The sequence below is a fragment of the Microbacterium testaceum StLB037 genome (genome assembly GCF_900104345.1).
Classification (GTDB): Bacteria; Actinomycetota; Actinomycetes; order Actinomycetales; family Microbacteriaceae; genus Microbacterium; species Microbacterium testaceum_A.
The window spans coordinates 200297-212996 of sequence record NZ_FNJN01000003.1 but is presented as its reverse complement, the minus strand read 5'-3'; the positions used below and the strand labels follow the sequence as shown (position 1 = coordinate 212996).

General features: G+C 71.1%; 11 protein-coding genes. 10 read left to right on the top strand and 1 reads right to left on the bottom strand.

All coding sequences use genetic code 11. From position 1 onward, the window contains the following. Positions 1-188 precede the first annotated feature (188 nt). From rpsD to BLS25_RS07170, 10 genes are all read left to right on the top strand, one after another. Complete coding sequence (gene rpsD, locus BLS25_RS07215) at positions 189-818, top strand: 30S ribosomal protein S4 (protein WP_056231683.1); 630 nt, start codon at positions 189-191, stop codon at positions 816-818. 756 nt (positions 819-1574) lie between these two features. Further along, positions 1575-1862, top strand: coding sequence for an ATPase (locus BLS25_RS07210; RefSeq protein WP_074695157.1), 288 nt, complete (start codon positions 1575-1577; stop codon positions 1860-1862). Positions 1863-1925: 63 nt separating this feature from the next. Beyond that, positions 1926-4595 (top strand): alanine--tRNA ligase, encoded by a 2670-nt coding sequence (gene alaS / locus BLS25_RS07205; RefSeq protein WP_074694939.1) that lies wholly within the window; start codon positions 1926-1928, stop codon positions 4593-4595. Then, entirely contained in the window at positions 4592-5065 is a 474-nt protein-coding gene (gene ruvX, locus BLS25_RS07200) for a Holliday junction resolvase RuvX (protein WP_056231693.1), read from the top strand. The genes alaS and ruvX overlap by 4 nt, the downstream gene beginning before the upstream one ends. A 1-nt stretch (position 5066) precedes the next feature. Further along, a complete protein-coding gene (mltG, locus tag BLS25_RS07195; RefSeq protein ID WP_074694938.1) occupies positions 5067-6932 on the top strand; it encodes an endolytic transglycosylase MltG in 1866 nt (621 codons plus the stop codon). After that, the gene (locus BLS25_RS07190; protein ID WP_074694937.1) at positions 6926-7762 is read left to right on the top strand and encodes a shikimate dehydrogenase; all 837 of its coding nucleotides are present in this window, start codon (positions 6926-6928) and stop codon (positions 7760-7762) included. Before mltG ends, BLS25_RS07190 begins: the two co-directional genes overlap by 7 nt. Before the next feature lie 4 nt (positions 7763-7766). Next, positions 7767-8993, top strand: a complete 1227-nt coding sequence (aroC, locus tag BLS25_RS07185; protein WP_056231703.1) for a chorismate synthase — start codon at positions 7767-7769, stop codon at positions 8991-8993. Then, positions 8980-9534, top strand: a complete 555-nt coding sequence (locus tag BLS25_RS07180; RefSeq protein ID WP_056231708.1) for a shikimate kinase — start codon at positions 8980-8982, stop codon at positions 9532-9534. The genes aroC and BLS25_RS07180 overlap by 14 nt, the downstream gene beginning before the upstream one ends. Next, complete coding sequence (gene aroB, locus BLS25_RS07175) at positions 9531-10607, top strand: 3-dehydroquinate synthase (RefSeq protein ID WP_056231713.1); 1077 nt, start codon at positions 9531-9533, stop codon at positions 10605-10607. Before BLS25_RS07180 ends, aroB begins: the two co-directional genes overlap by 4 nt. Positions 10608-10758: 151 nt before the next feature. Beyond that, complete coding sequence (locus BLS25_RS07170) at positions 10759-11250, top strand: GNAT family N-acetyltransferase (RefSeq protein ID WP_256335553.1); 492 nt, start codon at positions 10759-10761, stop codon at positions 11248-11250. Between the two features lie 124 nt (positions 11251-11374). On the opposite strand, the gene BLS25_RS07165 is transcribed toward BLS25_RS07170, so the two are convergent. Beyond that, on the bottom strand, positions 11375-12694 hold the full coding sequence (locus BLS25_RS07165) for an MFS transporter (RefSeq protein ID WP_056231723.1): 1320 nt from the start codon (positions 12692-12694) through the stop codon (positions 11375-11377). Positions 12695-12700: the final 6 nt, after the last annotated feature.

Below are 12700 nucleotides of genomic sequence, written 5' to 3'. Positions count from 1 at the left end.
CACGGCATCCGGAATGCGCCCGGCCCGCTCTGATAGCATGAATCGGCTCGAAACAGGGTTTTCGGGCATCCCCTCCTTCCTGTGATCACCTTCCGGTGCGCCCCGGCGTGCGCTTCGGATCGGGCGGAAGGGGGCGATACGCCCGTGAGCCGTGAAAGGCGCGGCCACGTCATCGGAAGGAGAACTTCGTGACCACGAAGTCTCAGGACCGCCGCAAGGTGCGTCTGTCGCGCGCCCTCGGCGTCGCACTCACCCCCAAGGCCGCCCGCTACCTCGAGAAGCGTCCCTACGCTCCCGGCGAGCACGGCCGCACCAAGCGCAAGGCCGACAGCGACTACGCCGTCCGTCTCCGTGAGAAGCAGCGTCTGCGCGAGCAGTACGGCATCCGCGAGAAGCAGCTTCGCATCGCGTTCAACGAGGCCCGCCGCACCGACGGCCTGACCGGTGAGAACCTGGTCGAGCTGCTCGAGATGCGTCTGGACGCCCTTGTCGTGCGTTCGGGCTTCGCCCGCACCACCGCGCAGGCTCGCCAGCTCGTCGTGCACCGCCACATCATGGTCGACGGCCAGCTCGTGGACCGCCCGTCGTTCCGCGTGAAGCCGGGTCAGCTGATCCACGTCAAGACCAAGAGCGAGGGCCTCGAGCCCTTCCAGGTCGCCGCCGCCGGTGGGCACGCCGAAGTGCTGCCCCCCGTTCCGGGCTACCTCGAGGTCGACCTCTCCACGCTGCAGGCGAAGCTCGTGCGTCGCCCCAAGCGCGCCGAGGTGCCCGTCACGTGTGACGTGCAGCTCGTCGTCGAGTACTACGCCGCCCGCTGATCGCAGCGAGCACACGAAGGGCGTCGGGTTCTCCCGGCGCCCTTCGCCGTTTTCGGGGCGTGCTCTCGCGCGGCCCTTCGCCTTTTTCGGGTCGCGCTCTCGCGCGGCCCTTCGCCGTTTTCGGGTCGTGCTCTCGCGCGGCCCTTCGCCTTTTTCGGGTCGCGCTCTCGCGCGGCCCTTCGCCGTCCCGGGGCGCGCTCTGCTCGCGCTGGATTCGTTTGCCCCAGACGGCGGGTCTTGCCCGGCCCCGATGACCGTTTGCGGCGATCGAATGCGCACGCCGTGAAGTCATCTGCCCGAGATGGCGCATGCTCCGCCGAGCCGTCCACCATAGGCGGCAACCGAACGCGCACGGCGTTGATTCGTGTGCCCGAGATGGCGCATCTCCGCCGAGCCGCCGACCGCCGAGCCGCCGACCATACGCGGCAATCGAACGCGCACGGCGTGGATTCGTGTGCCCGAAATGGCGCATCTTCGCCGAGCCACCGACCATACGCGGCAACTGAACGCGCACGCCGTGGATTCGTGTGCCCGAGACGGCGCATCTCCGCCGAGCCGCCGACCATACGCGGCAACCGGCCGCGGGGGAGTCGATGCGGCTGTCCCGGACGGTGCCGGCGCGGGTGCGCGATGGGGGCCGTCGGCGGGATGGACGCCGGAGACGCGGCATACACAGGTCTGCCTTGTGCGTAGCGCGGGGCCCCTCGCCTACGATGGGGAATGCCGTGATCGCGGCGTCGTATCGAGGAAGAAGTGGTGATCGTGAAAAGCCTCGTCTGGTTCGCGCTGGGTATCGCCGGCGGTTTCGTCGCCGCCCATCTCGTCAACAAGGACCCCCGCGGTCAGGAGCTGCTCGCGCAGCTCGACTCGCGCATCGGTGAGTTCACCGACCACATGAGCGACGCCTACCACCAGCAGGAGAACCGTCTCTCCGAGATCATCGACGACGCCAAGGGCGTCGCCTCCTCAGCTGTCGACAAGACCGGCGACGCGGTGGAATCCGCCGCCGCCGCGGCCAAGAAGGCCGTTTCCTCCTCCGACTGACCCCCTCCGGCCTCCCGCCCCCGGCACGTGGGGCGGATCCGCATGCGTACGGAAAGACCCGCCATGAAAACCGCCGAGATCGCCCAGCGCTTCCTCGACTTCTTCGAGAAGAAGAACCACACGATCGTCCCCTCGGCCTCGCTCGTCACCGACGACCCGGCCCTGCTGTTCACCGTGGCGGGCATGGTGCCCTTCATCCCGTACCTCAGCGGTGTCGTCCCGCCGCCGTACCCGCGCGCGGCCGACGTGCAGAAGTGCATCCGCACCAACGACATCGAAGAAGTCGGCAAGACCCCGCGTCACGGCACCTTCTTCCAGATGCTCGGCAACTGGTCGTTCGGCGACTACTTCAAGGAAGACGCGATCCGCTTCGCGTGGGAGCTGCTCACCGCGCCCGAGTCGGAGGGCGGACTCGCCTTCGACCCGAAGGACCTGTGGGTCACCGTCTACGAAGAGGACGACGAGGCGCGCGACCTCTGGCTGAAGCTCAGCGCTCTGCCCGACGAGCGCATCCAGCGCCTCGGCAAGGACACGAACTACTGGTCGACCGGCCTGCCGGGCCCCGCCGGCCCCTGCTCGGAGATCTTCTTCGACCGCGGCCCCGCGTACGGCATCGACGGCGGTCCCGCGACCGACGACGACCGCTACGTCGAGATCTGGAACCTCGTGTTCATGCAGTACGAGATCACAAACGTGCGCTCGAAGTACGACTTCGACATCGTCGGCGAACTCCCCGCCAAGAACATCGACACCGGCATGGGCCTGGAGCGCATCGCGTTCATCAAGCAGGGCGTCGACAACATGTACGAGACCGACCAGGTGCGCCCCGTGCTCGACCTGGCCGCGAAGCTCGCCGGCAAGTCGTACGGCCAGGAGTCGCACGACGACGACGTGCGGCTGCGCATCGTCGCCGACCACGTGCGCTCCTCGCTCATGCTGCTCGCCGACGGCGTGACCCCCTCGAACGAAGGCCGCGGCTACATCCTCCGCCGCATCATGCGCCGCGCGATCCGCTCGATGCGTCTGCTGGGCGTCGAAGGCGCGACCTTCCCCGAGCTGTTCGCCGCCTCGCGCGACGCGATGAAGGAGTCCTACCCCGAGGTCGAGGCCGACTACGCGCGCCTCTCGGCCTACGCGATCGCCGAGGAGCAGACGTTCCTCCGCACGCTCGCGGCCGGGTCCGCGATCCTCGACCAGTCGGTCGTCGAGGCCAAGAACGGCGGCGGCACCACCCTGTCGGGCTCCGAGGCGTTCCTGCTGCACGACACCTACGGCTTCCCGATCGACCTCACCCTCGAGATCGCCGAAGAGGCCGGGCTGTCGGTCGACCGCGCCGCCTTCGACACGCTCATGCTCGAGCAGCGCACGCGCGCCAAGGCCGACGCCCGCGCCCGCAAGGGGGCGATCGCCGACCAGAGCGCGTACCGCGAGTTCCGCGCGCTCGGTGAGACGGTGTTCACCGGCTACACCGAGATGCAGACGGAATCGAAGATCCTCGGCATCCTCGTGCAGGGCCAGGGCACCGACCGCGCGTCGGAGGGCCAGATCGCCGAGGTCATCCTCGCCGAGACCGCCCTGTACGCGGAGTCGGGCGGACAGGTCGCCGACAAGGGCGTCATCGTCGGCCCGGGCTACGAGCTCGAGGTGCTCGACGTGCAGCGCCCCGTTCCGGGCCTGGTCAGCCACACCGTCGAGGTCACCTCGGGCGAGGTGTCGGTCGGCGCCCCCGCGACGACGGTCGTCGACGCGCTGAACCGCCACGCCGCCCAGCAGGCGCACACCGCCACGCACCTCGTGCACGCGGCGATCCGCGACACGCTCGGCAAGACGGCGACGCAGACCGGTTCACTCAACCGCGCCGGCTACATGCGCTTCGACTTCAGCTGGGGCTCGGCGCTGTCGCCCGAGACCCGCACCGAGATCGAGGACATCGCCAACAACGCCGTCCGCGACAACCTCGAGGTCACCACGCGCGTGATGTCGCTCGACGAGGCGAAGGCCGCCGGCGCCATGGCGCTGTTCGGCGAGAAGTACGGCGACACCGTGCGCATGGTCGACATCGGCGGCCCCTGGTCGCGCGAGCTGTGCGGTGGCACCCACGTCGCCCGCAGCGCGGAGATCGGCCTGGTCAACCTCGTCGGCGAGCAGTCGGTCGGCGCCTCGAACCGCCGCGTGGAGGCCCTGGTCGGCCTCGACGCCTTCCGCGACCTGGCAGCGGAGCGCGCGATCGTCTCGCAGCTCAGCTCGAGCCTGAAGACCCCGCGCGAGCAGCTGCCCACGCGCATCGCGGAGCTGGCCGCCAACCTCAAGGCCGCCGAGAAGAAGATCGCGGCCTTCGAGGCGCAGGCCCTGACCGGTCGCCTGCCGCAGCTGGTCGAATCGGCCGTCGCCGTCGGTACCGTGCGCGTCGTCGCGCAGAGCCTGGGCGAGGGCGCGTCGGCCGACGACGTGCGCTCGCTCGCCCTGCAGGTGCGCGACCGCCTGGGCACCGACCCGGCGGTCGTCGCTCTCGCGAGCGTCGCGGGTGGCCGTGCGACGGTCGTCGTCGTCACCAACGACGCCGCGCGCGAGCGGGGTCTCGCCGCCGGTGCCCTGGCGAAGAACGCCGCGGGCGTGCTCGGCGGCGGCGGCGGCGGACGTCCCGATGTCGCCCAGGGTGGCGGGACGGATGCCACGGCTCTGCCGCAGGCGCTCGACGGCATCGTCGCGGACGTGCGGGCGACCACCGCGTGACGGCGTTCCGGCGCGGCATCCGGTTCGGTATCGACGTCGGGCGTGCCCGCGTGGGCGTGGCACGGTCGGATCCGGACGGGGTGCTGGCCGTTCCGGTCGAGACCGTACCCCGCAAGGGGGAGCCGCTCCGCCGGATCGCGGCTCTCGCGGCGGAGTACGAGGCCTTCGAGATCCTGGTCGGGCTGCCCCTCAACCTGCGCGGGGAGGACACGGCATCGACCACCGACGCCCGGACGTTCGCGGCTGCTCTGGCGGAGGCGCTCCCCATGCCCGTGCGGCTGGTCGACGAACGGCTGAGTACGGTCTCGGCGCACGGCGTGTTGAGAGAAGCAGGGCGTTCCCAGCGGGATTCTCGTAGCATTGTGGACCAAGTCGCCGCTGTGGTCCTTCTGCAGCAGGCGCTCGACGTGGAGCGACAGTCTGGCGAGCCGGCCGGACCCACCGTCACACCGGGACAGGAGCCCGCCTGACATGCCCGAGAACCAGCCCCCCGAGAACGATCCGTTCGCGGATCTTTACGGTCGCCTGCCCGACCCCCGCACCGGCGCCCGCAGTCCGCGGGAGTCCGCACCGCAGCCGGATGCCGCGCCTCCGTCGCGCCGAGCAGCTCGAGAGGCCCGCCGGGCCGCGACGGAAGCGACCCCGATCATCGGGTCGGAGCAGGCCGCTCGCCCAGCGGACGAGAACCCCACCCCGTCTGCCAAGGCGCCTCGCCCGACCGAATCCCTCCCGGCCGCATCGGCGCCCGCGCCGGCCCCCCGCGCGGCCGATGAGCAGCAGGCTGCGCGCCGGATCGAGCCTTCGTCGTCGCCCCGACCCGCCGCCTCCTCGATCCCGTCCGAGCGCTCGACTCCCGCGGCCCGCCGATCCGAGGACGCTCCCGGTCCGCGCCGCGGCGGCGACACCGTTCGCGGCCCCCGTCGCACGGGCGCCCCCGCCGTAGCCGGAACCCCCGCCGACGCACAGCCGGCCCGCGACACGCAGTCCGCCGCGTGGCAAGCCGCAGCCCGCCGACCCGACGCCCCGCGCTCCGCCGAGACTCCGCGCCCCGCCGAAGCCCCGCGCTCCGGAGCGAACGCCCGCCGCACGGAGCCGTCGCGCCATCGCGAGCCCGTCCTCGTCGTTGCCGGCGCCGGCGCGGCCGCCTCCGCAGCGTCCGGCACGGGCGCGGCATCCGGCTCCCTCGAAGACCTGTTCACCGGCGAGACCACCACGCAGCAGATCGGGTGGGCGCCGCAGAATCCCCCGAAGCGGCGCCGGTCCGTCGGTCGCTGGATCGCCCTGGCGATCGTGCTGATCCTCGTCGGTGGTGTCGCCGGCGGCGGTATCGCGCTGTGGAACACCTACGGTGACCGCGTGCAGGCGTTCCTCGGCAACGGGGAGTCGCTCGAGTACGAGGCGGGCCAAGCCACCGGCGAGGCCCGCGTGACGATCGTGGCGGGCGACACGGGGGAGTCCGTCTCGCCCAAGCTCTTCGAGGCGGGGGTGACGAAGGCCTCCAACTCGCTCTACAAGTACATGGTCGACAACGCCGTCGGTTTCACGTTCCAGCCCGGCGTCTACAAACTGCAGCAGCAGATGACCTCGGAGGCGGTGCTGGCCGCCCTGAAGGATCCGGCGAACAGGCTCGACAACTCCGTGCAGCTGCGCGAGGGCCTGACCCTGAAGCAGTCGCTCGACATCATCTCCGAGCAGACGAGCATCCCGCGCGCCGACCTCGATGCGGCGGTGGCGACGCCCTCGACGTACGGGGTGACGGCTCCGACCCTCGAAGGCTGGATCTTCCCCGCCACCTACGACTTCGACGACGGCGTCACCGCCCAGCAGGTCATCGACCGCATGGTCAAGCGCACGATCGAGTCGCTCGACAAGGCTGGTGTCGCACCCGAGGACCGGGAGCGCATCCTGACGATCGCCTCGATCATCGAGCGCGAGGCGCGCAGCAGCGAAGACTTCTACAAGGTCTCGCGCGTGATCGAGAATCGCTTGCAGCCCGACAACACCGAGACGCACGGTCTGCTGCAGATGGACTCCACCGCGCAGTACGGCGCGAACGAACTCGACGCCGGATCGTCGTCGTCGAGCGCGAACGCCCTGAACGGCGACAACCCGTACAACACGTACAAGTACCCCGGGCTGCCGGTCGGACCGATCGCCAACGCCGGAGACCTCGCGATCGATGCCGCGATGCATCCGGTCGACGGACCCTGGTACTACTTCACGACCGTGAACCTGTCGACGGGCGAGACGGTGTTCTCGACCACCTACGCCGATCAGGAGAAGGCGGTCGCGCAGTTCCAGCAGTGGTGCCGCGAGAACCCGAACGGCGGATGCTGACCGCCCCACGCCGCCTCGCCGTCTGGGGCGACCCGATCGCGCACTCGCGGTCGCCCCGGCTGCACGCGGCCGCGTACGGCGTCCTCGAGCTCGATTGGGAGTACGGGCGCAGGCAGGTCGACGAGGCGGGCTTCGACAGTGCCTGGAGGAGTCTGGATCCCGACTGGCGCGGCCTCTCGCTCACCATGCCGCTCAAGCACGCCGCCGCGCGCGACGCGATCTCGCTCGACGACGATGCGCGCCTCACCGGCGCCGTCAACACCTTCCTGCTGAGCGAGGACGGACCCCGCGGCTTCAACACCGACGTGGGCGGCCTCGCGCGTGCTCTCGACGAGTTCGGGGTGCGGGAGCCCCACGCCATCCGCGTGCTCGGCGCGGGGGCCACCGCGACCTCCGCGGTCGTCGCGGCAGCCCGCGCCGGTGCCCGGACCGTCGAGGTGCGCGCCCGCCGTCCCGAGGCCGCCGCGCCGATCGCCGCTCTCGGCGACGACCTGGGCGTGGCGATCCAGGTCGCCGCCCTGGACCAACCGCTCCTGGCACCCGTCGACGCCACCATCGCGGCTTTGCCCGGGGGCACCGACCTCGGCCGCGTCGCCGACGATCTGGCATCCGTCTCGGGTCCGCTCGTCGACGTCGTCTACGGGGGCTGGCCGACCCCGCTCGCGCGGGCGTGGGAGCGCGCGGGAGGGGAGGCGCACGACGGTCTCGCGATGCTTCTGCACCAGGCCCTGCTGCAAGTGCGCGTCTTCGTCGGGGGAGACCCCGGGGTCGCCGTCGAGCGCGAGGCCGAGGTGCTGGCCGCAATGCGCACCGCGCTCATGGGAGACTAGGACCATGCTTCGCGTTCTCACCGCCGGCGAGTCCCACGGCCCCGAGCTGATCGCCCTCATGGAAGGGATGCCGGCAGGCGTCCCCATCTCTTCGGCCCAGATCCGCGCCGAACTCGCGCGTCGTCGCCTCGGCTACGGCCGGGGCTCGCGCATGAAGTTCGAAGAGGACGAGCTGTCGCTGTCGACCGGCATCGTGCACGGCTTCACCATCGGCAGCCCCATCGCGCTGCGCATCGGCAACACCGAGTGGCCCAAGTGGACCGAGGTCATGAGCCCCGAGCCCGTCGAACTCTCCGACCGCTCGCGCGGCCGCGGGGCCGCTCTCACGCGCCCGCGTCCCGGACACGCCGACCTCGTCGGCATGCAGAAGTACGGCTTCGACGAGGCCCGACCGATCCTCGAGCGGGCCTCGGCCCGCGAGACCGCCGCACGCGTCGCCCTCGGCGCCGTCGCGCGGTCGTTCCTGAACGAACTCGGCATCCGGCTGGTCAGCCACACGCTCTCAATCGGTCCCGTGCGCGTCCCCGACGACGCGGAGTTCCCGACGCCCGACGACGTCGACCGTCTCGACGCCGATCCGCTGCGTTGCTTCCACGCCGAGACGAGCGCCGCGATGGTCGCCGAGGTCGACGACGCGAAGAAGGCCGGCGACACGCTCGGCGGCGTCGTCGAGGTCCTCGCCTACGGCCTCCCGCCCGGACTGGGCTCCCACGTGCAGTGGGATCGTCGACTGGACGCCAAGCTCGCTCAGGCCCTCATGAGCATCCAGGCGATCAAGGGCGTCGAGGTCGGCGACGGCTTCCTCACCACGACCCGCCGTGGATCGCAGGCGCACGACGAGCTCTTCGCGACCGGCGACGGGATCACCCGGTCCTCCGATCGCGCGGGCGGCACCGAGGGCGGCATGTCGACCGGCACCGTGCTGCGCGTGCGCGCCGGCATGAAGCCGATCGCGACGATCCCGAAGGCCCTGCGCACGGTCGACGTCGCCACGGGCGACACCGCTGCCGCGCACCACCAGCGCTCCGACGTCTGCGCGGTCCCCGCCGCCGGCGTCGTCGCCGAGGCCATGGTCGCGATCACCCTCGCCGACGCCGTCCTCGAGAAGTTCGGCGGCGACAACATCGTCGAGACCCGCCGCAACGTCGAGACCTACCTCGCGAATCTGCCCGAGACGCTGCGCACGACCGACGCGTCCGACGCGGCGCTCCTCGCGCATGACCTCGCCTGACGCCGCTTCCGAGACCGCGTCCGCGGGTCCCGCCGTCGTACTCATCGGGCCGATGGGGGCGGGAAAGACGAGCGTGGGCCGTCGCGTGGCGCGCGCGCTCGGAACGCCGTTCACCGACACCGACAAGCTCGTCGTGCGCGACCACGGTCCGATCCCGGCACTGTTCGTCGCCCACGGCGAACCGCACTTCCGCGCCCTGGAGCGCGACGCGGTCGTCGAGGCCCTGGCCCGCGGCGGTGTCGTGGCGCTCGGCGGGGGAGCAGTGCTCGACCCGCTGACGCGCGAACGCCTGCGCGCGCATCACGTCGTGCTGCTGACGGTGGCGCCGCATGTCGTGGCATCCCGGATCCACGGCGACGAGCGGCCGTTGCTCGGCGGAGAAGACCCCGTCGCACGCTGGCAGCGCATCTTCGACGAGCGACGACCCGTCTACGAGCAGACGGCCGACATCGCATTCGACACCTCGTCCGGCCCGCTCTCGCGGGTCGTGGACGACATCGTGGCCTGGGCACGCCGTGTGCCGGCCGGAGAGACGGCATGACCGACACCACCACCATCAGCGTCGCCGGCGACCCCGGCTACGACATCACGATCGGTCGGGGCCTGCTCGCCTCGCTCGGCGAGACGCTCCCCGCGGGGGCGCAGAAGGTGCTCGTCGTGCACCCGCCGACGCTCGCGAAGCAAGCCGAGGAGCTGCGGTCGCAGCTGATGGGCGACCGGCAGGTGCTGCTCGCCGAGATCCCCGACGCCGAGGCCGGAAAACGCGTCGAGGTCGCGGCCTTCTGCTGGCAGGTCATGGGACAGGCCGACTTCACCCGCACCGACGTCGTCGTCGGTTTCGGCGGGGGAGCGGTTACCGACCTCGCGGGCTTCGTCGCGGCGACCTGGTTGCGCGGCGTCGCGCTCGTGCAGGTTCCGACGACCGTGCTCGGAATGGTGGATGCCGCGGTGGGCGGAAAGACCGGCATCAACACCGCCGAGGGCAAGAACCTCGTCGGCGCGTTCTGGCCCCCGGTCGCCGTGGTGTGCGACCTGGACCTGCTCGACACGCTGTCGAAGAACGAGGCGACCGCCGGGTTCGCCGAGGTGGTCAAGGCGGGCTTCATCTGGCATCCCGAGATCCTCGACCTCATCGAGGCCGACCCTGAGGGGATCGTCGATCCGCGCGGAGAGGGCTTCCGCCGCTGCGTCGAGCTCGCGATCGACATGAAGGCGCGCGTCGTCGGCGAGGACCTGCGCGAGGCCGGGCTGCGCGAGGTGCTGAACTACGGCCACACGCTCGGCCACGCGATCGAGCACGCCGAGCGCTACCGCTGGCGCCACGGCGCGGCGATCTCGGTCGGCATGGTGTTCGCGGCCGAGCTGTCGCGCCTCGCGGGCCGCCTGTCCGACGACGTCGCTCAGCGCCACCGCACGGTGCTCGAGTCGCTGGGGCTCCCCACGACCTACCGCGCCGGCGCGTTCCAGACGCTCAAGGCGACCATGCAGCGCGACAAGAAGAGCCGCGGCAGCATGCTGCGGTTCATCGTGCTCGACGACCTCGCCCGCCCGACGGTGCTGCAGGCGCCCGACGAGTCGCTGCTGTTCGCGGCGTACCAGGAGGTCGGTGCGTGAGCACCGCCCGACGGGGGACACCCGTCGACAACGCCCCGTTCGTCAGCCGCAACCGGACCCGGGCGGGACGCGCCCCGCGCCCTGCACCCACGGGCGGGGTGCGGGAGTGACGATCGGCGTGCGCCGGGTGCGCGCGGGCGAAGGCGCACGCGTGTGCGAACTGCGGCTGCGCGCGGTGAGCGACCCGGTGGCATCCATCGCTTTCCTCACCACCCGCGAGCAGGAGCTCGAGCGCGAGCCCGCGTTCTGGGACGAACGAGCCGCCGGCGGAGCCTCCGGCGGCTCGACGGCGATGTTCGTGGCCGAAGACGGCGACACGTGGGTCGGGTCGGTGACCGTGCTCGTGCGTCGCGCGGGCGAGATCGACCACACCGGGCGGAGGCTGCCCCACGGCCGCGCCGACGTCGTGGGCGTCTACGTCGCGCCCGAAGCGCGGGGCAGCGGCGCGATCGACGCTCTGCTCGACGCCGCCGCGCGGTGGACGGCCGAGCAGGGCTTCGAGACGCTGTCGCTCGACGTGCACGTCGACAACCACCGCGCCCAGGCCGTCTATCGTCGCGCCGGGTTCGTCGCGACGGGCGAGACCTTCACCGGCCCCATCGGCGCCGAGCTCGCGATGGGCAGGTCTCTGCGCAGGCTCTGACGCGTACAGCCGACGGCATCCGCCCCTCGTCCTCTCTCGTGCGAGGCCGCACCCCGCGGACACGAAAGCCCCGCGCACGCGGAAGCCCCGCCTCCCGAAGAAGACGGGGCCTCTGCGTGACAGGTCAGACCGTGGCCGGGACGCGACGCTCGGCCGCGAGACCCAGCTGGTCGGTGGGCACGTCCTTCGTCTCGCGAGCGGTGAGCGCGCTCACCGAGGCGATCACCGCGATGACCGCGGTGAAGACGCTGATCACGACCCAGCCGCCGGCGGACCCTCCGCCGAGCGCTGCGACGATGCTCGGCGCGAACCCGGCCATGAGAAAGCCGAGCTGCGTGCCGATCGCCATGCCCGAGAAACGCACGCGAACGCTGAACATCTCGCCGTAGAACGACGGCCACACGGCGTTGGCCGCGGCGTACCCGCACGAGAAGGTGAGGATCGCGAGACCGAAGGTGACGAGCGTGTTCCCCGCCCCCATCGACAGCATGTAGAACGGCATGAACACCGCCGACGACAACGCCCCGTAGATGAAGACGGGCTTGCGGCCGATCCGGTCGGCGAGCTTGCCGAACAGGGGCTGGGTGAGCAGGGCGACGACGTTGGCCACGACGACGAGCCACAGGGTGACGCTGGCATCGAGTCCCTGCTCCTTGCCGTACGCGATGGCGAGCGTGCCGAACACGGTCGACACGGCGGCGATGAACGCGCAGCAGATCACGCGCAGCACGTCGCGCCAGTGGTTCTTCAGAAGCGGCACGAGCGGCATGCGGGCGATCTGGCCGTCGGCTTTGGCCTGCTCGAACTCGGGCGTCTCGTGCAGGCTCCGGCGGATGAAGAACGCCACGACCACGACGACCGCGCTCAGCCAGAACGGCACGCGCCAGCCCCACGAGAACTTGATCTCATCGGGGAGGGCGACGACCGGGATGAAGATGAGGGCCGCGAGGATCTGCCCGCCCTGGGTGCCGGTGAGCGTCCACGACGTGAAGAACGAGCGGCGCGAGTCGGGGGCGTGCTCGAGGGTGAGCGACGACGCGCCCGCCTGCTCGCCGGCGGCCGAGAGCCCCTGCGCGAGGCGGCACAGCACGAGCAGGGCCGGAGCGAACCAGCCGATCTGCGCGAAACCGGGGAGGCAGCCGATGACGAAGGTCGAGAGCCCCATCAGCAGCAGGGTGAACATCAGCACCTTCTGTCGACCGATGCGGTCACCGAAGTGGCCCAGGATGACCGCGCCGAAGGGACGCGCGATGTACGCGAACCCGAAGGTCGCGAACGACATCACGAGGGCCGCCTGGTCACCCGACGGGAAGAACACGGTCGGGAAGATGAGGGCGGCGGCCGAGCCGAACAGGAAGAAGTCGTAGTACTCCACGGCGCTTCCCATGAAGCTGGCGGTGGCCGCCTTCACGGGAGTCTTCCGCGTCGTTGCGGTGGTGGTCATGGACGA

What these genes read in the sequence shown, in the direction of transcription:
- aroB (WP_056231713.1), top strand. Translation starts at nt 9,531, where the DNA reads ATGACCGACACCACCACCATCAGCGTCGCCGGCGACCCCGGCTACGAC.
- BLS25_RS07165 (WP_056231723.1), bottom strand. Translation starts at nt 12,694, where the DNA reads ATGACCACCACCGCAACGACGCGGAAGACTCCCGTGAAGGCGGCCACC.
- BLS25_RS07180 (WP_056231708.1), top strand. Translation starts at nt 8,980, where the DNA reads ATGACCTCGCCTGACGCCGCTTCCGAGACCGCGTCCGCGGGTCCCGCC.
- mltG (WP_074694938.1), top strand. Translation starts at nt 5,067, where the DNA reads ATGCCCGAGAACCAGCCCCCCGAGAACGATCCGTTCGCGGATCTTTAC.
- alaS (WP_074694939.1), top strand. Translation starts at nt 1,926, where the DNA reads ATGAAAACCGCCGAGATCGCCCAGCGCTTCCTCGACTTCTTCGAGAAG.
- aroC (WP_056231703.1), top strand. Translation starts at nt 7,767, where the DNA reads ATGCTTCGCGTTCTCACCGCCGGCGAGTCCCACGGCCCCGAGCTGATC.
- BLS25_RS07190 (WP_074694937.1), top strand. Translation starts at nt 6,926, where the DNA reads ATGCTGACCGCCCCACGCCGCCTCGCCGTCTGGGGCGACCCGATCGCG.